The following is a 23,837-nucleotide window of genomic DNA, read 5'->3' on the forward strand; positions in this document are numbered from 1 at the left end:
CGGCCATGGAAAAGCTGGACCTGAGCGAAGCCGAATGGCGTGCGCGCCTTTCCCCCGAACAATATCATGTGCTGCGCGAAGCGGGCACCGAACGGGCCTTCACCGGCAAATATAACAGCAACCAGGCGGACGGCGTCTATTATTGCGCCGGCTGTGGGGCGGAGCTGTTCGATGCCGAGGAAAAATATGACAGCGGGTCGGGCTGGCCCAGCTTCACCGCGCCGGTCGATATCGACGCGGTCGAGGAAATTCGCGACGCCAGCCATGGCATGATCCGCACCGAGGTGCGTTGTGCCACATGCGAGGGGCATCTGGGCCATGTTTTCCCTGACGGCCCCGGCGTCAATGGCCTGCGTTACTGCATGAACAGCGCGTCGCTGGATTTCAAGTCGCGCGACGACGCGGAATAAGAGCGTCATAGGGACGGACTGGTGCGGGGCCGGGGCGCGATGTGTTGCCCGGCCCGGTGCTTTGGGAACGTCCCCAGATAATATTCATCGCGGGTAAAGCCGCATCATCCTTACAGACCGGGGAGTTTTCCGGACGAGCGCCCTGATTTGCGCTGGTCCGGGCCGGTAATAGCGCGTATCCGGGGCGGCAAATGGCACGATCTGACAAGAGCAAGAAGGCGCCGGGCAAGGCGAAGAAATGGCTGGTGCGCGGGCTCAAGATCGGTCTGGTCGGCGCCTTTGCCGGTCTGGTCGCGATCGGCGTCGCCGTGTTCATCGCGATGCAGTCGCTGCCCGACTATAACAGCCTCAAATCCTCCCCCAATGGCCAGATGATCCGCGTCCATGCGGCGGACGGATCGGTCATCGTTTCCCTGGGGCCGAGCTTCGGTCGCTGGCTGAGCTATGACCAGATCCCCTCGGTCATGGTCGATGCGATGGTGTCGACCGAGGATCGCCGTTTCTACATGCACCCCGGCGTCGACCCGGTCGGCATGGCACGCGCGGCTTGGGTCGCGCTGGAACGGCGCGGCAGCGGCCGGCGCTGGCAGGGTGCCTCGACCATCACCCAGCAGGTCGGGCGCAACATCTTCCTCAACAACAGCTATAGCTGGGGCCGCAAGGTCCGCGAGATGGTTCTGGCGATGGCGCTGGAGCGCAAATTCTCCAAGCAGCAGATCCTGGAACTCTATCTCAACAAGGTCTATTTCGGCGGCGGCGCCTATGGCATCGACGCCGCCAGCCGCAAATTTTTCGGCCATCCCGCACAGAGCCTGGACCTGCCCGAGGCGGCGATCATCGCCGGCCTGGTGAAGGCGCCGTCCAGCTATTCGCCCACCGCCGATGCCGAGGCCGCGATCGGCCGTGCCGGCGTGGTGCTCGACCTGATGCAGGAAAATGGCAAGATCAGCGCTGCCGATCATGCCAACGCCAATCTGGACGGCGTGCGCATGGCGCCCGAGCCGCCGCAGAACAGCGTGCGCTATTTCACCGACTGGGCGCTGCCGCAGCTCGACACGCTGATTGACGAGCCCAATGAGCCGCTGGAAGTCTATACCACCATTGACCTTGGCATGCAGAATGCGGCGACCGCCGCGGTGAAGGCCAATGTGTCGAACGGCATGCAGGGCGCGCTGGTCAGCCTGGATCGCGACGGCGCGGTGCGCGCCATGGTCGGCGGGCTCGACTATGTGACGTCCAACTATAATCGCGCGACGACCGCCGTGCGCCAGCCCGGCTCGGCCTGGAAGATCTTCGTCTACATGGCGGCGCTGGAGGCGGGCTATACGCCCGATACCGGCGTTACCGACGAGCCGGTGACGATCAATGGCTGGAGCCCGCGCAACAGCAATGGCCGCTTTGCCGGCGCGATCGATATCCGCACCGCCTTTGCCTATTCGATCAACACGGTCGCGGCGAAGCTGGGCGTGGAGGTCGGCTTCCCGACCGTCGCCGACATGGCGCGCCGCTTCGGCATCACCACGCCGATCAACACCCACCCCTCCATGGTGCTGGGCACGTCGGACGTGCGGCTGATCGACATGACCCGTGCCTTCGCCTCGATCGCGCGCAAGGGCGTGGCGGTGACCCCCTATGGCATCACCAAGGTGACGACCGCCGACGGGCGGATGCTCTACCAGCATCAGGACGATACCAGCCGCGTGCTGGTGGCGCCCTGGGTCGCGGCGGGCATGACCGACCTGATGCAGACCGCGGTCAGCACCGGTACCGGCAGGGCGGCGCAGATCGGACGCCCGGTTGCGGGCAAGACCGGCACCACCAACAGCGGCAAGGATGGCTGGTTCCTGGGCTTTTCCAGCGGCATCACCACCGGCGTCTGGGTCGGCCGGGATGACGCCAAGGCGGTGCCTTCGCTCTATGGCGGTCGCGCGCCGGCCCACGCCTTTGCCGATTATATGAAGGTCGCCGTCGCCAAGCGGCCGGTGGAGCAGTTCGAGACCCAGGTCACCCTGCCCGAATGGCAGCTGGAGCCAGACGAGGAAGCCTATTACGGCCAGCCGGATAACGGCATGGAAGGCGGCATGATGGTCGATGAAAATGGCCTGCCGATCGACCGTGCCCGGCCGGCCGGCAGCGAGGCGGAGGATGGCGAGGATATGGCTCAGCCCGATCCGGCCGATCGCCCGGCGCCGCCGCGCCTGGACCAGCAATGGATCGACAATGTGCTGGGCCGCACGCCGCGCCAGCGCCAGCCGGCCCAGCAGCAGCGACCCGACAATCCCTGATATTGTCCCTCAGCGTCCCTGACGGGGCGCTGAGGTGGCCAGCCGGACCGGATCGAGCGCGCCGGTATCGGGCAGCAGGAAGTCCACCTTGCCCCGGCCGAAATCGATCGCCACCCGGTCGAACAGCCGCAGCGCGTTCATCCCCAGCATCAGCGCCGGCTTGTCGGCCAGGCCCAGCTCGGCAAAGGGGCTGGCCTCGGCGAACAGCACCGGCACGCCGGTCAGCTTGACCCGGCCCATGCGCACGAAATCCAGCCGCCCGACATCGCCGGTCAGCGTGTCGCCGGTCACGCTGATCAGGCTGGCCTGCAGCAGTTCGGGTGCGCGTTTCTTGCGGACCAGCTTGTCGCGCAGCGCCAGATTGCCGACGCTGAAATTGGCGCCGGTATCCAGGATGATGTTCACCTTCATCCCGTTGACGTCGGAATCCAGCAGGATCAGCTGTCCCTTGCGCCGGCGCGCCTCGACGATGATCGCATCGGGATCGCGCGGGGGCAGGCGGCGGCTTTCGCTGATCTCCATCCGGCCGGTGCGGAAATTGAGCAGCACCCGCTTGGCATGCAGGCTGTCGAGGCCGAGCAGCCCGGCGGCGCCCAGATGCTCGCCGTTCAGCACCGGCGCCTCTATATCGTCCACCGTGGTCGCGCCGAAACCGAGCCGGGGCACGGCGACGGTCGGCACCTCCGCCTTGCCGGTCATGCTGAGGATGGTGACGATCCGCCGATTGGGCAGGGCGAGCCGGTCGGCCAGATCGCGGGCGATGACCGTACGCTGGGAGCCGGTGTCGATCACGAAGTTCCACGGCCCCTTGCCGTCGATATTGATGGGAATGGTGACTCGTTCGCCGAGCGAGGGGCCGGTGCGGACGACGGTGGGTGGTATGTCGGGATCGAGCGGGGGGCTGTCCTGCGCGGCGAGTGGCAGCGCGGTGAGCGCGCCCGTGGCGATCGCCATCAGGGCACGGAAATAACGCATTTCCTCATCCTTCCGATATTTTATGTCTCATCATATCATGGGGCAGGATATGTCGTCCATCGCCGCAGATGGGGCACCACCTGTCGAAAATCCCCGGATCGCCCATGATTTCAGGCGGAATAGGGAAATGTCCTCGCTTGACTTGAGGGCCGGGCGCTCGCTAAACGCCGACTATTCCCCTCGCCCGTCCGGCGCGAGGCTTTCCCGAGACATTGACCGGGCAAAATCTCCTTTCTTACCCGGCTATTCTATCCCTCACTCCATCGGACCGACTCGCAATGCATCTCAAGGACCTCAAGAAGACAGTTCCCGCCGACCTCGTCACCATGGCGGAAGAACTGGGCGTCGAGGGCGCATCGACCCTGCGCAAGCAGGATCTGATGTTCGCCATCCTGAAGGCCGAGGCCGAAAATGGCGCGCAGATCATGGGTGAGGGCACGATCGAGGTGCTGCCGGACGGCTTCGGCTTCCTGCGCAGCCCGGAGGCGAATTTCCTGGCCGGTCCCGACGACATCTATGTCTCGCCGAACCAGGTCCGTCGCTTCGGCCTGCGGACCGGCGACACGGTCGAGGGCGAGATCCGCGCGCCCAAGGATGGCGAGCGCTATTTCGCGCTGACCAAGCTGCTGTCGGTCAATTTCGATGATCCGGACGTTGTCCGCCATCGCGTCAATTTCGACAACCTGACCCCGCTCTATCCCGAGCAGAAGCTGCGCCTCGACACGCTGGACCCGACCATCAAGGACAAGTCGGCCCGCGTCATCGACATCGTCTCGCCGCAGGGCAAGGGCCAGCGCACGCTGATCGTCGCGCCGCCGCGCGTCGGCAAGACGGTGATGCTGCAGAATATCGCCAAGGCCATCACCGACAATCATCCCGAAGTCTTCCTGATCGTCCTGCTGATCGACGAGCGTCCGGAAGAAGTCACCGACATGCAGCGCAGCGTGAAGGGCGAGGTCGTTTCCTCGACCTTCGACGAGCCCGCCACCCGCCACGTCCAGGTCGCCGAAATGGTGATCGAAAAGGCCAAGCGCCTGGTCGAGCACAAGAAGGATGTCGTTATCCTGCTCGACTCGATCACCCGCCTCGGCCGCGCCTACAACACCGTCGTCCCCTCGTCGGGCAAGGTGCTGACCGGCGGCGTCGACGCCAACGCGCTGCAGCGCCCGAAGCGCTTCTTCGGCGCCGCGCGCAACATCGAGGAGGGCGGCTCGCTCTCGATCATCGCGACCGCGCTGATCGACACCGGCAGCCGCATGGACGAAGTCATCTTCGAAGAGTTCAAGGGCACCGGCAACTCGGAAATCGTGCTGGACCGCAAGGTTGCGGACAAGCGCATCTTCCCGGCGCTGGATGTCGGCAAGTCCGGCACCCGCAAGGAAGAGCTGCTGGTCGAGAAGCCGACGCTCAGCAAGATGTGGGTGCTGCGCCGCATCCTCATGCAGATGGGCACGGTCGATGCGATGGAATTCCTGCTCGACAAGATGAAGGATTCCAAGACCAACGAGGATTTCTTCGCGACTATGAACCAGTAAGCGCGGCGGCGGCTGCGCGGATGTGCGGCCACCCTGCCATATATTTTGCGGTGAGAGCCGGGCCATGTATATGGTCCGGCTTTCTTCATTTTCACATACAGGGACGTTAGGCCGTCATGCTCGACCTTATCGCCACCGCCGCTTCGGCCGCCCAGGGGCTCGGTTCCCCGGCGGATATCTGGCAGCATATCGTCAACGACTTCAGCAATATCGGGACGCCCAGCGCCCTGGCCGCCTTTGGCCAGGTGCTGATGATCGATATCCTGCTGGCGGGCGACAATGCGATCGTCGTCGGCGCTCTGGCCGCCGGCCTGCCGCCCAAGCAGCGCCAGCAGGTCATCCTGATCGGCATCATCGCCGCGCTGGTGCTGCGCATCGGCTTCGCGCTGGTGGTCAGCCAATTGATGCAGATTGTCGGCCTGATCCTGGCCGGCGGCCTGCTGCTGCTGTGGGTCAGCTGGAAGATGTGGCGCGAATTGCGGCCTAATGCCGGCGCGCATACGCCCGACGATCCGAGCGACGATGATGTGTCGGGCGTGCGCCCGGCCAAGAGCTTTGCCGCCGCCGCCTGGTCGGTGGCGATCGCCGATGTGAGCATGAGCCTGGACAATGTGCTGGCCGTGGCCGGTGCCGCGCGGGAGCATCCCGGTATCCTGATCATCGGCCTGATCCTGTCGGTGGCGATGATGGGCATCGCGGCGAACATCATCGCCAAATATATCGAGCGCTTCCGCTGGCTGGCCTATCTGGGCCTGGCGGTGATCGTCTATGTTGCCTGCTCGATGATCTATGATGGCATCATGGACCGGTCGGTGGGCATATTGACGCTCTTCTGATCGATCTGATCGACGCTGTCGCAATCGGCCCGCCCACGCTCAGTCGTCGGCGGGCCTTTTCATGCCGGCGGGCCGCCAGGGATGGCCGATCCAGCGCGCCACGGCATCGCGCAGGCCCCAGCGCAGGTTGATGCGCCGTTCGGTGATGCCGGGCAGGCTCCAAATGTCGAGCCCCACCAGCGGGCGGAAGGGGTTGCGCCGGCCATAGGCCCAGAGTTCGACGCGGGTGGAACGCTGCGCCGCTTCGCCCCGCGCATGGAAGCCGAAAGTGTCGGCGATGACCAATGTGTTGGCAGGGACCGGAAACTGGCGCGGCGGCGGGAGGCCAAGACCGGCCAGTTCCGCTTCGTCGATCCGCAGCGAGCCGCGCGCCGACAGACGGCAATCGCCATCTCGTGCTGTCAGGCTGCGCTGTTTCTCCCACGCCGCGCGCGCGGGGGTCAAGCGATGCGATCCGGGCACATAGGTGAAGGGACCGCCTTCGGCCGGGACATCCTCCAGGAACAGCCAGGCCTTCATCGCGGGATGGAAGGTATCGGCGTGCAGTTGGGTCTGCGGATCGGGCGCGCCGTCCCGTCGATGGGTGAGAATGGTCTGGATGTAGATCAGCGGCTCGACGTTGAAGCCGGCGGCATAGCGCGCCAGCGCGCGCCAGCGGGGATGATCGAGAAAGCGGGCTATTGCGGGCATGGCGCGCCGTGCAGCGCCGTCCAGTGCGTAACGGCGGGTGATGGTATGACCCTGCACCATTTCACGTGGAACAGCCTGATAGGCCGCAATCTGCTCGCGCAGGGCGGCAAACTGCTCCGGCGGCAGGAAGTCGCGAATCTCGATGAAACCGTCGCGATCAAAGGCATGACGATCGGCTGCGGAAAGATCTGCGGCGAGACGCGAGCGACGACGGGCTGTCATCCATTGGGCGAGCCTGACGCGCCCGACATGGAGGCCCAGCGCATTGAGCCGGGACGAACCGATCAGCGGATTATCGATAAAGGATTTGGCACCGGTCGCCAGCTGCACGGTCCACCATGGCAGCAGGATCAGCTTGGCCAATCGGGGCATGTTCTTGTTCTTCCGGGACGGCTGCATCTCCTGTCGGATACTGCAAATGGCGATCAATAGGGAAGGGCGGGCAGACCGCCTGCACAAAAAAAGGGACGGCATGTGCAAATGCCGTCCCTGATAGGATTATGTAAATGAGCCAGAGGCTTAGGGGATCAGGATGGTGCTGCCGGTCGTCTGGCGCCCTTCCAGCGCACGATGGGCGTCCGCAGCGTCGGCGAGAGCGAAGCTCTGGCCGATCTGCGCTGACACGATCCCGCGTGCCATCCGGTCGAACAGGCGTTCAGCTGTGTTGGCCAGATCTTCCGCCGTCGCGACATAGTCGAACAGGGTCGGGCGGCTGACATAGAGCGAGCCGTTGCGGCTGAGATCGAGCAGGCTGATCGGCGGGACGGCACCCGACGCATTGCCATAGCTGACCAGCAGGCCACGGCGGCGGAGGCTGGCGAGCGAGGCGGCCCAGCTATCCTTGCCGACGCCGTCATAGGCAACGGCGACACCCTTGCCACCGGTGAGGTCGCGTACCTGCGCCGCCAGATCGTCGAGCGGGCCGGACAGGCTGTGGTCGGCATCGACCCTGGCCGCCTTTTCGAGCGATCCGCTATGGGCAATCACGACCACGCCCTTGTCGCGCAGCCAGGGCACCAGCACCGATCCGACACCGCCGGCGGCGGCATGGACCAATGCCACATCGCCGGGCAGCAGGTCGATCATGTCCTCGGCCAGATAACAGGCGGTCATGCCCTTGAGCATCATTGCGGCCGCATCGCGGGTGCTGACCGCATCGGGGATGCGCACGACCCGATCGGCCGGGACGATGCGATGGGTGGCATAGGCGCCCAGGCCCGCGGTGCAGCCGACCTTGTCGCCCACGGTAATGCCGCTGACGCCCGCACCAACCGCGACGACATGGCCCGCACCTTCCGATCCCAGCGTCAGGGGCAGGGGGGCGGGGTAGAGGCCGGTGCGATAATAGGTGTCGATGAAGTTGAGGCCGACCGCATCCTGCGCGATCAGCACCTCGCCTTCACCGGGCGTGCCCGGATCGAAACGCTCGCGCTCGATCGCCTCGGGGCCGCCATGGGCCCGGACGATCATCCGCCATGCATCACCCGACATCAGGCGAGCGCCTGCGCGAAGAAGTCGGTGGTGCGACGGTCGGCCAGCTGGGCGGCTTCCTCGACCCGGCGATCGCCCATCTCGGCGGCGAAGCCATGATCCAGCCCTTCATAGTCATGCAGGGTGACGTGGCGGTTGTCCTTCAGCCCATCATGCATCTTGGCCTGAACGTCGGCGGGGACGAAGCCGTCGTTGGTCGGGATATGCAGCATGGTCGGCTTGCCGATGGCATGTTGTTCGCCCAGCAGCCCGTCGATGCCCACGCCATAATAGCCGACAAAGGCATCGCCATCGGTGCGGCAGGCGGTCATGAAGGCGACGCGGCCGCCCAGGCAATAGCCGACGACGCCGACCTTGGCCGGGCCTTCCAGCATGGCGCGCGCGGCGCGGATGGTCGCCTCGATATCGCGGACGCCCTGATCCTGGTTGAAGCGGGGGATATAGGCGAGCGCCTGCTGCATCTGTTCGGGGATGTCGGCATCCAGCTCGATATGCGGATCGATGCGCCAGAACAGGTCGGGCGCGATCGCCAGATAACCGGCGCGGGCCCAGCTGTCGCATTTGCGGCGGATGCCTTCATTGACGCCGAAAATCTCCTGGATGACGATGATCGCCGCCTTAGGGGCGCTGTCGGGCGTGGCGACATAGGCGTCGAACTGGCCGTCGCCTTCCAGCGTCTTGATCGGAATATAGTCTGCCATGGGATATCCTTCCGCCTCGGGAGTCTGTTAGGTCGAGGCGCATATTGGCGCCTTGGGCGAGGGGTGCAAGCGCGCTGTCGCGCCCAAAAAATTTGCCATCCCCGGCCTGTTTGCGGCATGAGATGGAGCGACAGGCGGACGACCGCGACAGGGAAGGGCAGCAGATGAAAGTGACCGTCGACGTGGATTGCACCCCGGCCGAGGCGCGCGCCTTTCTGGGCCTACCGGACGTCAGCCCCATCCATGACAAATATATCAAGACCATGTTGGACAGCATGGACGGCATTGGCAGCGTCGAGCAGATGGAAACACTGTTCAAGAGCTTCTCGCCGATGGGCGATGCCGGCGTGCGCCTGTTCAAGCAGATGATGGATATCGGCCTGTCCGGCATGGCGGGCAAGAATGGCGATAAGAAGGATTAAGTGAGCGAGACGATCTTCGCCCTGTCGAGCGGTGCGCCGCCGGCCGGGATTGGCGTGGTGCGCGTCAGCGGCCCGATGTCGGGCGCGGCGTTGCAGGCGCTGGCCGGGCGACTGCCCACCCCCCGCATGGCGAGCCTGGCGCTGTTGAGCGATCCGCGCGACGCTACGCCGCTCGACCGGGCGCTGCTCTTGTGGTTGCCGGGGCCGCGCACGGTGACGGGCGAGGATATGGCCGAGTTGCATTGCCATGGTGGCCGCGCGGTGATTGCGGCGGTCGAGGCGGCGCTGGGCGCGATGCCAGAGTTGCGCCGCGCGACTGCGGGTGAGTTCACCCGCCGCGCCTTCGCCCATGGCCGCATGGACCTGAACGAGGTTGAGGGATTGGCCGACCTGCTGGCGGCCGAGACGCAGCAGCAGCGGCGTGCGGCGCTGGCGATGATGGAGGGCCATTTCTCGCAGCGGATTGACGGCTGGCGGATGCGGCTGCTCGACCTGTCGGCGATGGCAGAGGCCGCGCTCGACTTCTCGGACGAGGATGACGTGCCCGACGCCGATATCGAGGCGCGGATCGGGCAGGGGGTGATGGCACTCGCGGACGATGTCGGTGCGTTGCTGGCGGCGCCCTCGGCGGAGCGGCTGCGCGACGGCATTCGCGTCGTGCTGGCCGGGCCGCCCAATGCCGGCAAGTCGACCTTGCTCAACCGGTTGGTGGGACGCGAGGCGGCGATCGTGTCCGACATTGCCGGCACCACCCGCGACCGGATCGAGGTGCCCGCCGCGATTGGCGGCACCGCCTTCCTGTTCACCGACACGGCCGGGCTGCGCGAGGAGACCGGCGACGCGATCGAGGCGATCGGCATCGACCGCGCACGGGCGGCGCTGGAAGCGGCGGATATCATCCTGTGGCTGGGCGACCCGGCCGAGGCACCACGCGAGGATGCGCTGCTGATCGCGGCGCAGAGCGATGTCGCGCTGTACGGTTCCGAGCGGCCGGGTCTTCGCTTATCGGCGCGAACGGGCGAGGGGATGGACGCGCTGGTGGCGATGCTGCTCGATCGGGCGGCAACGCTGCTGCCGGGTGAGGGGGACTATGCGCTGCATGCGCGACAGCGGGACGGCGTGCGGGCTTTGCATGACCATTTAATCGCGGCAGGCACGGCCCGCGATCTGTTGGTGCTCGCGGAGGAGCTGCGTCTGGGACGGCGGACGATTGATACGCTGACTGGGCAGGCGGGGACCGAGGATATGCTCGACCGTCTCTTCTCGGGATTCTGCATCGGTAAGTAGCGACTGTTCCACGTGGAACGCTTTTGACCGCAGGCCCCTGAATCTGATATGGGGCCGCCATGCGAACAAGCTATGATGTGATCGTGGTCGGTGGCGGCCATGCCGGCTGCGAGGCGGCCGCTGCGGCAGCGCGCAAAGGGGCGGCGGTGGCGCTGCTGACTTTCGAACGGGCGACCGTGGGCGCCATGTCCTGCAACCCGGCGATCGGCGGTCTGGGCAAGGGCCATCTGGTGCGTGAAGTCGACGCGCTCGACGGCTTGATCGGTCGCGCCGCCGATGCCGGGGCGATCCATTATCGTATGCTCAACAGCAGCAAGGGCGCCGCCGTGCAGGGGCCGCGTGTGCAGGCCGACCGCAAGCGCTACAAGGCGGCAATCCATCGGATGCTCGACGCCCAGGCGGGTCTGGAGATTGTCGAGGGCGAGGCGGTAGGCCTGATCGTCCGCGAGGGCGCAGTGGCGGGTTTGGCGCTGGCCGATGGCCGGACGCTGGAGGCGCCCTCGGTCGTGCTGGCGACCGGCACCTTCCTGGGCGGCAAGCTGTTCCGGGGAGAGGATGTGGATGTCGGCGGTCGCACCGGCGAGCGGGCGGCAACGGCGCTGGGCGTGCAGTTGCGCGAGATCGGCCTGCCGATCGGCCGGTTGAAGACCGGGACGCCGCCGCGCATCGACGGTCGCACCATCGACTGGGCAGTGCTGGAGGAGCAGGCGTCGGACGGCGAAGGCTGGACCATGTCGCCGCTGTCCGATCATCGGCCGCTGCCGCAACTGGCCTGTGCCATCACCCGCACCAACGAACGGACCCATGCGATCATCCGCGAAGGGCTGGGGCGCTCGCCCCTGTTCAGCGGGGCGATCGAGGGGCGGGGGCCGCGCTATTGCCCGTCGATCGAGGACAAGGTGATCCGCTTCGGCGATCGCGACGGCCATCAGATCTTTCTGGAGCCCGAAGGGCTGGACGATGCGCTGGTCTATCCCAATGGCATCAGCACCTCGCTGCCGGCCGATGTGCAGCTGGCCATGATACGCTCGATGCGCGGGCTGGAGCAGGCGGAGATCGTCGTGCCGGGCTATGCGGTCGAATATGACCATATCGATCCGCGCGCGCTGGATGCCAGCCTGGAAGTGCGGGCGCTGCCCGGCCTCTTCTGCGCGGGGCAGATCAATGGCACGACCGGCTATGAGGAGGCGGCCGCCCAAGGGCTGGTCGCCGGCACCAATGCCGCGGCGCGAGCACGAAGCGAGGCGCCGATGATCCTCGACCGGGCCAGCTCCTATATCGGCGTGATGATCGATGATCTGGTGCTGCAGGGCGTGACCGAACCCTATCGCATGCTGACCGCGCGCGCGGAATATCGGCTGCGACTGCGCGCGGACAATGCCGAGACGCGGCTGGGGGATATCGGCCTGGCCCATGGCATCATTGGTCCGGATCGGGCGGCGCGCTTCGCCGCACGGGCCACTGCGCGCGCCGCGATCGAAGCGGAACTGGCGCGACCCTATACCGCGACGGAGATGGCGCGGGCAGGGGCGAGTGTGCGGCAGGATGGCGCGCGGCGCAGCCTGTTCGAGTGGGCACGCTTCCCAGAGGTGCAGGCCGGCCTGCTGGTGACGCTGGCGCCGAGCCTGGCAGAGGCGCCGGCGGACCTGCGGGCCGAGATTTTGGAAGACGCCCATTATGCGCCCTATCTCGAACGACAGGATGCGGAGATCGCCGCCTTGCGTCGGGACGAGCGCGTGGCCATTCCGGCGGACTTCGACTTTGCCAGCGTCGGCGGCCTGTCGACCGAAATGATCGAGCGGCTGGACGGCGCCCGTCCTGACACGCTGGCCGCTGCGGGCCGTATCCGCGGCATCACCCCGGCGGCGCTAGCCGCTATCCTTGTCCATGTGCGGCGGAAGGCAGCATGACCGAAGACGAAGCGCGGGCCTGGCTCGACGCGCATTTTGATGTTCCACGTGAAACATGGGATCGGCTGGAGTGCTATGTGTCGCTTTTGCTGTCCGCCATGGACGAGCAGAATCTGATCGCCGAATCGACCCGGCCCCATGTCTGGGCGCGGCATATCGTCGACTCGGCCCAGCTGCTTCTGCATGCCGGGGATGCTGGGGAGGGGCCTTGGATGGACCTCGGCTCGGGCGCCGGCTTGCCCGGCATTGTCGTCGCCAGCATGTCCGACCGGCCGCTGATCATGGTCGAATCGCGCCGCAAGCGGATCGATTTCCTCAATGATGTGATCGCAGAGCTGGGTCTGACCAACGCCTCCGTCTTTGGCGGGCGGGTCGAGGTCGCGCCGGCGACCCGGTCTGCGGTCATCAGTGCCCGTGCCTATGCGCCGCTGCCCAAATTGCTCCAGTCGGCCCAGCATCTGTCCGATGAAAAGACGATTTGGGTGCTGCCCAAGGGACGAAATGCGCAGAATGAACTGGAGACCGCGCGTCCGGCATGGCAAGGTGCGTTTCATGTGGAACGCAGCGTGACCGACGCCGACAGCGCCATCATCGTCGCGCGATCCGTCAAACCTGTCAAAAAGAAGGGTCGAGGATGATTTGTATCGCCATCGCCAATCAGAAGGGCGGAGTCGGCAAGACCACCACGGCTATCAATCTGGCGACCGGCCTGGCCGCAACGGGGCTGCGCGTGCTGCTGGTCGATCTCGATCCGCAGGGCAATGCCTCGACCGGGCTGGGCGTCAATCATGCCGATCGCGAACGGTCGAGCTATGACCTGCTGGTCGGCAATTGCGAACTGGACGAGGCGGTCGTCACCACCCGCGTGCCCAAGCTGGACCTGATCCCGGCGACGCAGGATTTGTCAGGGGCGGAGATCGAACTGATCGATTATGAGCAGCGCACCCACCGGCTGGAACGGGTGTTGGCCGAGGCGCCCGCCGGGCGCTGGGACATCTGCCTGATCGACTGTCCGCCTTCGCTTGGCCTGTTGACGGTCAATGCGATGGTTGCGGCGCAATCGCTGCTGGTGCCGTTGCAGTGCGAATTCTTCGCGCTGGAAGGGCTATCGCAGCTGTTGCAGACGGTCGAGCGCATCCGCAGCCGGTTCAACACCGGCCTGTCGATCCTGGGCGTGGCGCTGACCATGTATGATCGCCGCAACCGGCTGACCGATCAGGTCGCCGACGATGTGCGCGCCGTGTTGGGCGACCTCGTCTTCACCACCGTCATTCCGCGCAATGTGCGCCTGTCCGAGGCGCCGAGCCATGGCGTGCCGGCGCTCATCTATGATTTCCGCTGTTCGGGGTCGGAAGCCTATATGCGTCTGGCGCGCGAACTGATCGCGCGTCTTCCCCGACAGGAGGTAGCGGCTTGAGCGACGAGATTGGGGAAAAGCAGAAGCCGGTAAAGCGGCCGCACGGTCTGGGCCGTGGCCTGTCGGCGCTGCTGGGCGATGTCAGCCGGGAAGAGCCGGTGGCAGCGAGCGCCAACAGCGCCGCGCCGTCGAGCAAGGCGGTGCAGAATATCGAGGTGGCGCTGATCCAGCCGCACCCGGAACAGCCGCGCCGCCATTTCGACCAGGACGCGCTGCAGGAACTGGCCGACAGCATCGCCAAGCGCGGTGTGATCCAGCCGATCATCGTGCGTCCGCATGGCGGCGGTTTCCAGATCGTTGCGGGCGAGCGGCGCTGGCGCGCGGCGCAGAAGGCGCAGCTGCATCGCATTCCGGCGATCGTGCGCGACTTCGACGAGCAGGAAACGCTGGAAATCGCGCTGGTCGAGAATATCCAGCGCGAGGATCTCAACCCGATCGAAGAGGCCGAGGCCTATCGCAAGCTGATCGGCGAATTCCATCATAGCCAGGAAGCGCTGGGCCGCATCGTCGGCAAGTCGCGCAGCCATATCGCTAATCTGATGCGCCTGCTCGACCTGCCCGATCCGGTGCAGCAGGCGGTATCGCACGGGCGGATCAGCATGGGTCATGCCCGCGCGCTGATCGGCGTGCCGGGCTGCGAATCGATGGCGCTGATGGTCGAGCAGAAGGGGCTTTCGGTCCGCGAGACCGAGCAACTGGTGCGCAAGACCAAGAAGGGCGAGGATGCCGAGCCCAAGTCGCGCGGCGCAACTCCCGGTGGCAAGGATGCCGATATCGCCGCGCTGGAACAGCATCTCGCCGATATATTGGGCCTGAAGGTCGAAATTGCCGACAGCGGTGACGGGCCGGGCACATTGTCGCTGCGCTATTCGACGCTCGACCAGCTCGACATGCTGTGTCAGCGCCTGTCGGGCGAGCGGATCTAAAAGAGCCGCGTCGGTTGGGTTCTGGATGAGGGGGACGTGCAAAGCGCTTCCCCCTCACAGAATCAGGCACTAGGCTGGTGCCATGGCCGATATCCAATCCACCCAAGCCGCCGCTCCCGCCATCATCCGCCGCGCCGATTATCGCGTGCCCGACTGGCTGATCCCCGACATCGCCCTCGACTTCGACCTGGATGCCGCGCGGACGCGGGTCTGGTCGGACATGTCGGTGGCGCGCAATGGCGACCATGACCGGCCGCTGCGGCTCGACGGCGACGGGCTGGTGCCGCTGGCGGTGAAGGTCGACGGCCGCACCCTCAACGAAACGGAATGGACGCTGGAGGCCGGCGCGCTGGTCGTCCCGCTCGGCGGTGTGACGCACAAGGTGGAGGTGCTGGTCGAACTGGCGCCCGAGAGCAACAGCAAGCTGATGGGCCTTTATGCCAGCGGCGGCCTGCTCTGCACCCAGTGCGAGGCGGAGGGCTTCCGCCGCATCACCTTCTTCCCCGACCGGCCGGATATCCTGTCGCGCTACAGCGTGAAGCTGACCGCCGACAAGGCGCGCTACCCGATCCTGCTCGCCAATGGCGATCCGGTCGAGCAGGGCGATCTGGAGGGCGGTCGCCACTGGGCGCTGTGGAATGATCCTTTCCCCAAGCCTTGCTATCTCTTCGCGCTGGTCGCCGGCGACCTAGCCTGCAATGCCGACCGTTTCGTGACGATGAGCGGGCGCGAAGTGGCTCTGGGCATCTGGGTGTGCGAGGCCGATTTGCCGCGCACCGATCATGCGATGCAGGCGCTCAAGAACAGCATGGCCTGGGACGAGCGCGTCTATGGCCGCGAATATGATCTGGACGTGTTCAACATCGTCGCCGTGGCCGACTTCAATTTCGGCGCGATGGAGAATAAAGGCCTCAACATTTTCAATTCGCGCTACATATTGGCCGATCCCGAGACCGCGACCGACATCGATTATGATGGCGTCGAGGGTGTGGTGGCGCATGAATATTTTCACAACTGGTCGGGCAATCGCGTCACCTGTCGCGACTGGTTCCAGTTGTCGCTGAAGGAAGGCTTCACCGTCTTTCGCGACCAGAATTTCTCGGCCGACATGGGCAGCCATGCGGTCAAGCGGATCGAGGATGTGCGGATCCTGCGCGCGGCCCAGTTCCAGGAGGATTCGGGGCCCTTGGCGCATCCGGTGCGGCCTGAATCCTATATGGAAATCAGCAACTTCTACACCGCGACCATCTATAACAAGGGCGCCGAGCTGATCCGCATGATGGCGTTGATGTTGGGGGCGGAGCGGTTCCGCGCCGGCACCGACCTCTATTTCGACCGGCATGATGGCGAGGCGGCGACCTGCGAGGATTTCGTCCGCGCGATGGAGGAGGGCGGCGAGATCGACCTTGGCCAGTTCCGCCGCTGGTATGAACAGGCGGGCACGCCCCATGTCCGCGCGCTGCTGAGCCATGATCAGGTCAGCCGCACCGCCGAACTGATGCTGGAACAGAGCGTGCCGCCGACGCCGGGCCAGCCCGACAAGCGGCCGATGGCGATCCCGCTGCGCGTCGCGCTCTATGATCCGGCGACCGGCAGTCATCATGGTGATGAGCTGCTGATGCTGACGGAGGCGCAGCAGCGTTTCACGTTCGACAATTTCGCCAGCCTGCCGATCCTGTCGATCAACCGCGGCTTTTCCGCGCCGGTGATCGTCGAGACCAATCGCAGCCAGGCCGATCTCGCCTTCCTGTCGGCGCATGATGACGATCCCTTCGCCCGTTATGAGGCGATGCAGCAGCTGATGGTCAATGTGCTGGTCGGCCAGGTGGCGGGCCAGAGTGTCGATGTGACGGCGGTGGTCGACGCGGTGCGCAATACCATCACCGATCCGCTGCTCGACCCCGCCTTCGTTGCGGAGGCGGTGCGCCTGCCGAGCGAAGCCTATCTGGGCGACCAGATGAAGCAGGTCGACCCGGATGCGATCCATGCCGCCCGCGATGCCCTCCAGACGCGTTTGGGCGCCGATCTGGAGCCGCTGTGGCGCGATATTCATGCCAGAACCAAGGCGAACGCCTTCGCGGTCTCTCCGGCCGCCAAGGGCGCGCGCAAGCTGCGCAATGTCGCGCTGCTCTATCTGGTCGCCTCGGGCGCGGAGGACGGGCCGGCGATCGCCTATGCCCAGTATAGCGAGGCCGACAACATGACCGAGCGCCAGTCGGCGCTGGCGACGCTGGCAAGCGGCACCAGCCCGGAACGGGAGGCGGCGCTCGACATTTTCTATAATCGCTACAGCGACGATGCGCTGACCCTGGACAAATGGTTCCAGACCCAGGCCTTCGCCTTCCATCCCGATACGGTGGAACTGGTCGCACAGCTGGGCCAGCACAAGGCGTTCACGCTCAATAATCCGAACCGGGTGCGGTCGCTCTATGGCGCCTTTGCCGGCAACCAGTGGGCGTTCCACCACAAGTCGGGCAAGGGCTATCGGCTGGTCGCCGACTGCATCATCGCGCTCGACAAGCTCAATCCGCAGACCGCCGCCCGGCTGGTGCCGCCGCTCGGTCGCTGGAAGCGGTTCGATGAAGGCCGCGCCGCACTGATGCGGGCGGAACTGCAGCGCATCCTGAACGAGCCCGGCCTGTCCAAGGACGTGACCGAGCAGGCGAGCAAGAGCCTGGAGGGATAAGGGAAAGGCGGCGGCCGGGGCGTTCAAACCCCGGCCGGCCGATCAGTCCTTTTGCGCCGCGACCCAGGCGGCGACATCAGTAGCCACCTTGTTGGCGGCGCTGTTGAGCGGCGCGCCGACGCTGCCGGCGTCGATCTTGCCGCCGACCGGCGCGCTGGCGGTGAAGCGCTGGCGCGCGATGGCGACGCCGGCCGGCGTCATCAGCGCCGCGTCGAAGGTGACGATCGCATTGTTGCTGGCCTGGTCGATGGTGAAGCTGATCAGTTCGCCGCTCAGGCGTTGGCCGCCGTCACCGGAAAACTGGCCGGGATCAAGCACGATCCGGTCGGTGGTGGCCGATACGGTTTCAGCCAGCAGGCGGCGGAACAGATGGCGGGGCGTTTCGGCCCACTGCACCTTGGCGACATAGGCGACGGAGGTCGACGTCACCTGCACCGGCACGCGCACCGTGTCGATGACGCGCGCGGCTTCGGGATCGACGATGATCAGGCTGCGGCCGCCGCCGGCATTGCTCTGCGCGCCGGTCGGCACCTTGTGCGCGGCGTCGAGCGTCAGCAGTTGCTGCGGCGGCTTGCTGCCGATCGAGACGCAACCGGACAGGGCGATTGCAGCGGCCAGCGCCAGCGATGCGCCACCCAGTTTCTTGTGGACCATCATCCGGCTCCCTTTCATGGCTTATAGTCGGGCAGCTGGGGCGATCCGACGATCGAGCCCGCGCCCTGCTGGTCGAGTTTTTCGGCGACGCCGCGGAAGGCGCGCGACATTTCACGCAGGTCGCGAACCAGGCGATTCACTTCCGGCATGGTCTGGTTGCTGAAGGCATGCACGCCCGGCTGCGCTTCAGCGATCGTCTTGTCGAGCGTGTCGATGCTGCGGCTGGCGGAGGCCACGCTCTTGCGCAGGTCGGCCATCAGCGGGCGGCCTTCGTCATTGATCAGGCCATTGGTGGTCGCGGCCAGCTCGCCGATCTGCTGCGCGGCGACGCCGGTGCGCTGCACGGCGATGCGCGCTTCGGCCAGGGTAGCGGCGATTTCCGGGCTGCGATCGGCCAGCGACCCGGTCACCCGGTCGAGATTGGCGAGGATGCCGGCAATCGACTGCTGATTCTTGTCGTTGAGCAGCTCGGTCAGCTTCTCGGTCAGGGTCGACAGTCGCTCCAGCAGCTGCGGCGCATTGTTGAGCAGTTCGCCCAGCGCACCCGGCTTGGTCGGGATCACCGGCACGCCGTCGGGGCAGGCTGAAGTGATATTCTCGGCCGGGCACAGGATCGGCGGCGCGCCCTTGACCGCGCCGTCCAGCACGATCTCGCTGACGCCGGTGAAGCCGACGCCGGCGATGGTCGCGGTCGTACCCTGCAGCACCGGGGTGCCGTCCTTCACCGAAATGCGCACCTTCACGAAGCTGGGGTCGCGCTTCCACAGTTCGATCTTCTCGACCTGGCCGGAAGGGACGCCGGAATAATTGACGCCCGATCCCTTGGCGAGGCCGTTCACCGACTGCTTGAAGAAGATGTCATATTCCTTGTTGTCGCCCTGCGACAGGCGCGAGAACCAGAAGGCCGCCGCCATGATGGCGGCCAGCAGCAGCAGCGTGACCGCGCCGACCAGCACATGATTGGACCGGGTTTCCATATCCTATTGCCTTCCGTCCGCTTGTTTTTCGGCAGCGGCCTTGCCGCGTTCGCGCGTGACCGCCGCGGTTGCGGCGCGGCCACGCGGACCGTTGAAATATTCCTGGATCCAGGGGTGATCGAGCGCCAGCAATTCGTCGATCGTCCCGACCGCGATCACCTTCTTGTCGGCCAGCACCGCGACACGGTCGCAGATCGAATAGAGGGTGTCGAGATCATGGGTGATGAGGAAGACGGTGAGGCCCAGCGTCTCCTGCAACTTGCGCGTCTGGTCGTCGAACGCGGCTGCGCCGATCGGGTCGAGGCCGGCGGTCGGTTCGTCGAGGAACAGGAGGTCCGGGTCCAGCGCCAGCGCGCGGGCCAGGCCGGCGCGCTTCTTCATGCCGCCCGACAGTTCGGCCGGATATTTGGGGCCGGCTTCGGCCGGGAGACCCGTCATGCGGATCTTGTAGGCGGCGATCTCGTCGCGCAGCACCGGGCCGATATTGGGATAATATTCGCGGATCGGCACTTCGACATTCTCGGCCACGGTCAGGGTCGAGAAGAGGGCGCCACCCTGGAACAGCACGCCCCAGCGCTTGCGGATCGCCAGCGCCTCGTCATCGTCGAGGCGGCCGACCATATCCTCGCCAAAGACATGGACTTCGCCCTCGTCGGGCACCTGAAGGCCGATGATCGACCGCATCAGCACCGACTTGCCGGTGCCCGATCCGCCGACCACGCCCAATATCTCGCCCTTGCGCACGTCGAGGTCGAGATTTTCGTGGACGGTCTGGTCGCCGAAGCTGTTTTTCAGGCCGCGCACCGAAATGGCGATGTCGTCGGACGCGACCGCGCGTTCGATCCGCTCTTCCTTGGCCTGGCGTTCATCGGTGGTCATCAGTTCCAGCCCACCCAGGTGAAGAAGACGGCGAAGAAGGCGTCGAGCACGATCACCAGGAAGATCGCCTGGACCACGGCCGCCGTGGTGCGCAGGCCGACTTCCTCGGCATTGGCCTTGACCTGCATGCCCTGGAAACAGCCGCTGATGCCGATGATCAGGCCGAAGACGGGCGCCTTGATCAGGCCCACCCATAGGTCGTGGATCGGCACCACCTCGCGCAGCCGCTGGACGAAAGTGATCGGCGGAATGTCGAGCGACACGGCGCACAGGAAGCCGCCGCCGATGATCGCAATGATCGAGGAATAGAAGCCGAGCAGCGGCATCATCACGACGACCGCCAGCGTGCGTGGCAGCACCAGCGCCTCCATCGGCGACACGCCGATGGTGCGCATCGCGTCGACCTCCTCGGTCAGCTTCATCGTGCCGAGCTGGGCGGCGAAGGCGGAGCCGGACCGACCCGCGACCATGATCGCGGTCATCAGCACGCCCAGTTCGCGGAAGGTGAGGCGGCCGACCAGGTTGATGGTCAGCATCTCCATGCCGAACTGGCGCAGCTGGACCGCGCCCTGCTGGGCGATGACGATGCCGATCAGGAAGCTCATCAGGCCGATGATGCCCAGCGCCGATACGCCGACTACCTCGAACCGCTGGACCACGGCGTTGATGCGGAAGCGGCTGGGGTGACGGATCAGGCCCCAGACCGTGACCAGCACGCCGCCGAAGAAGCCGAGCAGGCCGACCAGCGTGTTGACGGAATTGATCACCGCCTCGCCGATCTGGCCCAAAACCCGATTCAAGGGAGAGACATAGGTCGGGCGGATATCGACCGGCTCGTCGATCTTGCCGACCGCGCCGATCAGCCGCTTGCAGTCCGTGCTGCCGCCGCAGACCTCTGTCTCCAGCCGCTTGGCGGTGCGATGGATGGTCCAGGCGCCGATCGTGTCCATATGGTCGATATCGGCGACGTCGATGCAGGCGATGGGGCCGGAAATGGCGTCCAGCCGGTTCGGCATGTCGTGCAAACAGGCGATCGACCAGGTGCCGGACAGGCGTATGACCTTGCCGCCGTCGTCGCGGCTTTCCTCAACGAGATCAGCGGCTTTGTTCATGTGGAGGGATTAGTGGTCCATTATCGGTTGCGCGGCAAGCCGAAACGGCCCATCCGCCAGACAGAACGACGGGCAAGGGCAAAAGTTTCGGACACGGCATGACATACAGGCTGGCGATTTACGACATGGACCGCACGGTGACCTTTTCGGGCACCTATACCGGCTTCCTCATCCATGTGGCCGCCCATATGGCGCCCTGGCGATTGATATTCCTGCCGCTCATTCCCTTCGTCATGCTGGCCTATGTGGTGAAGCTGATCAGCCGCCAGACGCTCAAGGAAACCAACCAGTGGCTGATGATCGGCGGCCGCGCCGACCGGGCGAAGTTGCAGCCGCATATCGAAAGCTATGCCGACAAGGTGATGGCGAAGAATGTGCGCGCCGGCGCGCTGGAGCAGATCGCCAAGGACCGCGCGGCGGGCTATCGGCTGGTGCTCGCCACCGCCTCCTACCGCCTCTATGTCGAGGCGATCGCGCGGCGGCTGGGCTTTGACACGGTGATCGCGACCGACCATGTCGGGCAGGATCTGCCCTATGTCCGTGCCAAGATTTCCGGCGAGAATTGCTATGACACCGGCAAGCTGCGGATGATCAAGGCGTGGATGGCGGCCGAAGCGATCGACCGCAGCCAGGCGCATATCCGCGCCTATTCCGACCATGTGTCGGACGCGCCGATGCTGGAATTTGCTGACGAGGCCTTCGCGTCCAACCCGCACCCGCCGCTCGCCAGGCTGGCGGCCGAGCGCGGCTGGACGCGGGTGGACTGGAGCTAGGTTCACCGCATCGCTGTGCGGGCGAGCGCGTCGCAATCGGCATCGCCCACGGTCGGCTGCTTCTCGCCGCCGATCGCATCGCCGATCATCCTGATGATGCCCTTGGCCGATCGGGCGTCCCTGGGCAGCTGAATATCGGGCGTCTTGATCGTGCCGCCGACCGGCACGCTGCCCTTCAGCCGCAACAGGCTGTCCTGCTTGGGCACGCCGCTCAGCGCCAGCGCCAGCCGTTCGTCCGACAGGCGTATCGTGCCCGTGGCATGGGTCTGGGCGCGCGAGGTGTCGATCAGCACCGGCCCCGGCCGGGCGATACCGTCGCGCACATCCAGTCGGGTGATGATGCAGCGCAGGACGGCCTCCTTGCGCTTCGACAGGGTCAGGCCGCGGCCGACATCCTGCCCCATCAGCGCGGCGGTGCGGTCCGGGATGCGGCCGTCGCGGGCGACCAGCGCGATCGTGCCGGTCGATGTGCCCAGCGCCTGACGGATGGTTCTGCCCCGTCCCTTGATCGCGACCCGTCCGATCAGAGCGCCGTCGATCCGGGCGTCGGGGAAGAAATCGAGCAGCCGTGCGTCGCGCATCGCCATGGCGATGTCGAGCAAGGGGCCGCCGTCGCGCTGGTCGACGCCGATCCGGCCCGACAGCGTGCCGCGTGTGAGGCCCAGCGTCAGCGGCTCGACCGACAGCCGGCTGCGCTCCAGGCTGATCGTGCCAGTGAGCGAGCGGAACGGGCTGGGGCCGGGCCACAGCAATTGCCGGACGTTGAGGTCCAGTTTGCCGTCGGTGCGATCGACGGTGGCGAGGTCGATCGCCGTATCGGGGATCAGGCGCGGCCCGAGCCTTGCGCGCTTGGCCGCCGCCTTCGCCTTGCCGGCATTGCTCGACAGATCGTCGAAATCGAAGCGGTCGGCGCTGAGCGCGCCGTCGATCCGGGTGCGGCCGTCACGCTTGCGGATGGTGGCATGGCCGGCAATGTCGGACCGGCCGATCGTGCCTTTCAGCCCTTCGACGATCCAGTCCGGCCGGTCGCGCGTGACCCGCGCGGTCAGGCGGACCGGTTGGGTGCCGGGCAGGCCGGCCTCGATGATGGCGTCGAGCAAGGCGAGGTCGGTGCCATGGGCGGTTGCCTCGCCGCGCAGATGGCCGATGTCGAGCGGGCCATCCATCGTGCCTTTCAGGGTGAAGCCGACCGCATCGCCACTGATCGCCGCGTCGAACGGCCAGCGCTGGCCCGGCCGGCTGTCGAGGATCGGGCCGCCGGTCGCGGTGACGATCACGGCATGGCCACGCACATCGCCGCTGCCCGACAGGCGCAGGCCGCGCGGATCGACGGTCAGCGCGGCATCGACCGATCGCCCGCGCTTGTCATCGCGATAGGCGATGCGGCTGTTGGTAACGATCAGGCTGCGCAGCGCCGGACGGCCGCCGCGCCTGTCGCTGCCCTTGCTGCGCTCGCCGCTCCAATTTTCGCGGCCCTGCGCGTCGCGATAGAAATGGAGCCGGGCGCGCCGCGCTTCCAGCCGCTCCAGCACCGGCCCCCCGGTCAGCAGGCCCCACACCGAAAAGCCCGCGCGGATCTCGCCGATCCGGGCCAGGTCGGGCAAAGCGGGCCTGACCCAGCCGGGTTGCGGCACGCGCAGGTCGCGCAGGGTGACGACGGGGTGGAAGGACAGGCTGTCCTCCCGCGTCATCGCGCCGATCGTCACCGGTTTGCCGATACGGTCGGACAGGCGGCGCTCGATCGGCCCCTTCATCCAGCCCCAGGGAAAGGCGGCGAGGACCAGCAGCAGGATCGCACAAAGCAGGATCAGGCCGACCAGCCCATGCGCCACCCATCGTTTTGCCCCGCTGGCCATCCCTGTCGCTCTCCC

21 protein-coding genes are annotated in these 23,837 nt (G+C 66.1%); 12 read left to right on the plus strand and 9 right to left on the minus strand.

Annotation, left to right across the window (positions count from 1 at the left end; genetic code table 11):
* Positions 1 to 5: 5 nt before the first annotated feature.
* The gene (gene msrB, locus JQK15_RS09220; RefSeq protein WP_214865052.1) at positions 6 to 410 is read left to right on the plus strand and encodes a peptide-methionine (R)-S-oxide reductase MsrB; all 405 of its coding nucleotides are present in this window, start codon (positions 6 to 8) and stop codon (positions 408 to 410) included.
* A 191-nt stretch (positions 411 to 601) separates the two neighbouring features.
* Entirely contained in the window at positions 602 to 2,695 is a 2,094-nt protein-coding gene (locus JQK15_RS09225) for a transglycosylase domain-containing protein (protein WP_214865054.1), read from the plus strand.
* A 9-nt stretch (positions 2,696 to 2,704) separates the two neighbouring features.
* On the opposite strand, the gene JQK15_RS09230 is transcribed toward JQK15_RS09225, so the two are convergent.
* Positions 2,705 to 3,670: a retroviral-like aspartic protease family protein gene (locus JQK15_RS09230; RefSeq protein ID WP_214865056.1), complete on the minus strand. Its 966-nt coding sequence runs from the start codon at positions 3,668 to 3,670 to the stop codon at positions 2,705 to 2,707.
* Between the two features lie 278 nt (positions 3,671 to 3,948).
* Between JQK15_RS09230 and rho the strand changes: the two genes are divergently transcribed.
* Positions 3,949 to 5,205 carry a transcription termination factor Rho gene (gene rho / locus JQK15_RS09235; protein ID WP_004209171.1) on the plus strand — a complete coding sequence of 419 codons (1,257 nt, stop codon included), beginning with the start codon at positions 3,949 to 3,951 and terminating at the stop codon, positions 5,203 to 5,205.
* Positions 5,206 to 5,321: 116 nt separating this feature from the next.
* Complete coding sequence (locus tag JQK15_RS09240) at positions 5,322 to 6,041, plus strand: YjbE family putative metal transport protein (RefSeq protein ID WP_004209170.1); 720 nt, start codon at positions 5,322 to 5,324, stop codon at positions 6,039 to 6,041.
* A gap of 39 nt (positions 6,042 to 6,080) precedes the next feature.
* On the opposite strand, the gene JQK15_RS09245 is transcribed toward JQK15_RS09240, so the two are convergent.
* From JQK15_RS09245 to JQK15_RS09255, 3 genes are all read right to left on the minus strand, one after another.
* On the minus strand, positions 6,081 to 7,103 hold the full coding sequence (locus JQK15_RS09245; RefSeq protein ID WP_214865058.1) for a phytanoyl-CoA dioxygenase family protein: 1,023 nt from the start codon (positions 7,101 to 7,103) through the stop codon (positions 6,081 to 6,083).
* Positions 7,104 to 7,250: 147 nt separating this feature from the next.
* The gene (locus tag JQK15_RS09250) at positions 7,251 to 8,222 is read right to left on the minus strand and encodes a quinone oxidoreductase family protein (RefSeq protein WP_251007663.1); all 972 of its coding nucleotides are present in this window, start codon (positions 8,220 to 8,222) and stop codon (positions 7,251 to 7,253) included.
* The gene (locus JQK15_RS09255; protein WP_214865060.1) at positions 8,222 to 8,923 is read right to left on the minus strand and encodes a dienelactone hydrolase family protein; all 702 of its coding nucleotides are present in this window, start codon (positions 8,921 to 8,923) and stop codon (positions 8,222 to 8,224) included. The genes JQK15_RS09250 and JQK15_RS09255 overlap by 1 nt, the downstream gene beginning before the upstream one ends.
* Before the next feature lie 164 nt (positions 8,924 to 9,087).
* Between JQK15_RS09255 and JQK15_RS09260 the strand changes: the two genes are divergently transcribed.
* The 7 genes from JQK15_RS09260 (at position 9,088) to pepN (ending at position 17,571) form a co-directional block, all read left to right on the plus strand.
* The gene (locus tag JQK15_RS09260) at positions 9,088 to 9,345 is read left to right on the plus strand and encodes a DUF6489 family protein (protein ID WP_004209166.1); all 258 of its coding nucleotides are present in this window, start codon (positions 9,088 to 9,090) and stop codon (positions 9,343 to 9,345) included.
* Positions 9,346 to 10,632, plus strand: a complete 1,287-nt coding sequence (gene mnmE, locus JQK15_RS09265) for a tRNA uridine-5-carboxymethylaminomethyl(34) synthesis GTPase MnmE (protein WP_214865062.1) — start codon at positions 9,346 to 9,348, stop codon at positions 10,630 to 10,632.
* A 59-nt stretch (positions 10,633 to 10,691) separates the two neighbouring features.
* Complete coding sequence (mnmG, locus tag JQK15_RS09270; RefSeq protein WP_214865064.1) at positions 10,692 to 12,542, plus strand: tRNA uridine-5-carboxymethylaminomethyl(34) synthesis enzyme MnmG; 1,851 nt, start codon at positions 10,692 to 10,694, stop codon at positions 12,540 to 12,542.
* A complete protein-coding gene (rsmG, locus tag JQK15_RS09275; RefSeq protein ID WP_214865066.1) occupies positions 12,539 to 13,180 on the plus strand; it encodes a 16S rRNA (guanine(527)-N(7))-methyltransferase RsmG in 642 nt (213 codons plus the stop codon). Before mnmG ends, rsmG begins: the two co-directional genes overlap by 4 nt.
* Positions 13,177 to 13,959: a ParA family protein gene (locus JQK15_RS09280; protein WP_004209162.1), complete on the plus strand. Its 783-nt coding sequence runs from the start codon at positions 13,177 to 13,179 to the stop codon at positions 13,957 to 13,959. The genes rsmG and JQK15_RS09280 overlap by 4 nt, the downstream gene beginning before the upstream one ends.
* Positions 13,956 to 14,885 (plus strand): ParB/RepB/Spo0J family partition protein, encoded by a 930-nt coding sequence (locus tag JQK15_RS09285; protein ID WP_010335757.1) that lies wholly within the window; start codon positions 13,956 to 13,958, stop codon positions 14,883 to 14,885. The genes JQK15_RS09280 and JQK15_RS09285 overlap by 4 nt, the downstream gene beginning before the upstream one ends.
* Positions 14,886 to 14,967: 82 nt before the next feature.
* Positions 14,968 to 17,571 (plus strand): aminopeptidase N, encoded by a 2,604-nt coding sequence (gene pepN, locus JQK15_RS09290; protein WP_214865068.1) that lies wholly within the window; start codon positions 14,968 to 14,970, stop codon positions 17,569 to 17,571.
* 42 nt (positions 17,572 to 17,613) lie between these two features.
* Here the strand turns inward: pepN and JQK15_RS09295 are convergent, their stop codons facing one another.
* The 4 genes from JQK15_RS09295 to JQK15_RS09310 are packed head-to-tail and all read right to left on the minus strand — an operon-like array spanning position 17,614 to position 21,193.
* Complete coding sequence (locus JQK15_RS09295; protein WP_214865070.1) at positions 17,614 to 18,228, minus strand: ABC-type transport auxiliary lipoprotein family protein; 615 nt, start codon at positions 18,226 to 18,228, stop codon at positions 17,614 to 17,616.
* Between the two features lie 11 nt (positions 18,229 to 18,239).
* Entirely contained in the window at positions 18,240 to 19,202 is a 963-nt protein-coding gene (locus JQK15_RS09300) for an MlaD family protein (RefSeq protein WP_004209158.1), read from the minus strand.
* Positions 19,203 to 19,205: 3 nt separating this feature from the next.
* Entirely contained in the window at positions 19,206 to 20,081 is an 876-nt protein-coding gene (locus JQK15_RS09305) for an ABC transporter ATP-binding protein (protein ID WP_004209157.1), read from the minus strand.
* Positions 20,081 to 21,193 carry an MlaE family ABC transporter permease gene (locus tag JQK15_RS09310; RefSeq protein WP_010335752.1) on the minus strand — a complete coding sequence of 371 codons (1,113 nt, stop codon included), beginning with the start codon at positions 21,191 to 21,193 and terminating at the stop codon, positions 20,081 to 20,083. Before JQK15_RS09310 ends, JQK15_RS09305 begins: the two co-directional genes overlap by 1 nt.
* A 98-nt stretch (positions 21,194 to 21,291) precedes the next feature.
* On the opposite strand from JQK15_RS09310, the gene JQK15_RS09315 reads away from it, so the two are divergent.
* Positions 21,292 to 21,966: an HAD family hydrolase gene (locus tag JQK15_RS09315; RefSeq protein WP_048938038.1), complete on the plus strand. Its 675-nt coding sequence runs from the start codon at positions 21,292 to 21,294 to the stop codon at positions 21,964 to 21,966.
* 2 nt (positions 21,967 to 21,968) lie between these two features.
* Here the strand turns inward: JQK15_RS09315 and JQK15_RS09320 are convergent, their stop codons facing one another.
* On the minus strand, positions 21,969 to 23,822 hold the full coding sequence (locus tag JQK15_RS09320; RefSeq protein ID WP_214865072.1) for an AsmA family protein: 1,854 nt from the start codon (positions 23,820 to 23,822) through the stop codon (positions 21,969 to 21,971).
* Positions 23,823 to 23,837 lie beyond the last annotated feature (15 nt).

It is taken from the genome of Sphingobium sp. BHU LFT2, from assembly GCF_018604485.1.
Classification (GTDB): domain Bacteria; phylum Pseudomonadota; class Alphaproteobacteria; order Sphingomonadales; family Sphingomonadaceae; genus Sphingobium; species Sphingobium yanoikuyae_A.

Coding starts and splice junctions, on each gene's coding strand:
- msrB (WP_214865052.1), top strand. CDS start 6: ATGGAAAAGCTGGACCTGAGCGAAGCCGAATGGCGTGCGCGCCTTTCC.
- JQK15_RS09225 (WP_214865054.1), top strand. CDS start 602: ATGGCACGATCTGACAAGAGCAAGAAGGCGCCGGGCAAGGCGAAGAAA.
- JQK15_RS09230 (WP_214865056.1), bottom strand. CDS start 3,670: ATGCGTTATTTCCGTGCCCTGATGGCGATCGCCACGGGCGCGCTCACC.
- rho (WP_004209171.1), top strand. CDS start 3,949: ATGCATCTCAAGGACCTCAAGAAGACAGTTCCCGCCGACCTCGTCACC.
- JQK15_RS09240 (WP_004209170.1), top strand. CDS start 5,322: ATGCTCGACCTTATCGCCACCGCCGCTTCGGCCGCCCAGGGGCTCGGT.
- JQK15_RS09245 (WP_214865058.1), bottom strand. CDS start 7,103: ATGCCCCGATTGGCCAAGCTGATCCTGCTGCCATGGTGGACCGTGCAG.
- JQK15_RS09250 (WP_251007663.1), bottom strand. CDS start 8,222: ATGTCGGGTGATGCATGGCGGATGATCGTCCGGGCCCATGGCGGCCCC.
- JQK15_RS09255 (WP_214865060.1), bottom strand. CDS start 8,923: ATGGCAGACTATATTCCGATCAAGACGCTGGAAGGCGACGGCCAGTTC.
- JQK15_RS09260 (WP_004209166.1), top strand. CDS start 9,088: ATGAAAGTGACCGTCGACGTGGATTGCACCCCGGCCGAGGCGCGCGCC.
- mnmG (WP_214865064.1), top strand. CDS start 10,692: ATGCGAACAAGCTATGATGTGATCGTGGTCGGTGGCGGCCATGCCGGC.
- rsmG (WP_214865066.1), top strand. CDS start 12,539: ATGACCGAAGACGAAGCGCGGGCCTGGCTCGACGCGCATTTTGATGTT.
- JQK15_RS09280 (WP_004209162.1), top strand. CDS start 13,177: ATGATTTGTATCGCCATCGCCAATCAGAAGGGCGGAGTCGGCAAGACC.
- pepN (WP_214865068.1), top strand. CDS start 14,968: ATGGCCGATATCCAATCCACCCAAGCCGCCGCTCCCGCCATCATCCGC.
- JQK15_RS09295 (WP_214865070.1), bottom strand. CDS start 18,228: ATGATGGTCCACAAGAAACTGGGTGGCGCATCGCTGGCGCTGGCCGCT.
- JQK15_RS09300 (WP_004209158.1), bottom strand. CDS start 19,202: ATGGAAACCCGGTCCAATCATGTGCTGGTCGGCGCGGTCACGCTGCTG.
- JQK15_RS09305 (WP_004209157.1), bottom strand. CDS start 20,081: ATGACCACCGATGAACGCCAGGCCAAGGAAGAGCGGATCGAACGCGCG.
- JQK15_RS09310 (WP_010335752.1), bottom strand. CDS start 21,193: ATGAACAAAGCCGCTGATCTCGTTGAGGAAAGCCGCGACGACGGCGGC.
- JQK15_RS09315 (WP_048938038.1), top strand. CDS start 21,292: ATGACATACAGGCTGGCGATTTACGACATGGACCGCACGGTGACCTTT.
- JQK15_RS09320 (WP_214865072.1), bottom strand. CDS start 23,822: ATGGCCAGCGGGGCAAAACGATGGGTGGCGCATGGGCTGGTCGGCCTG.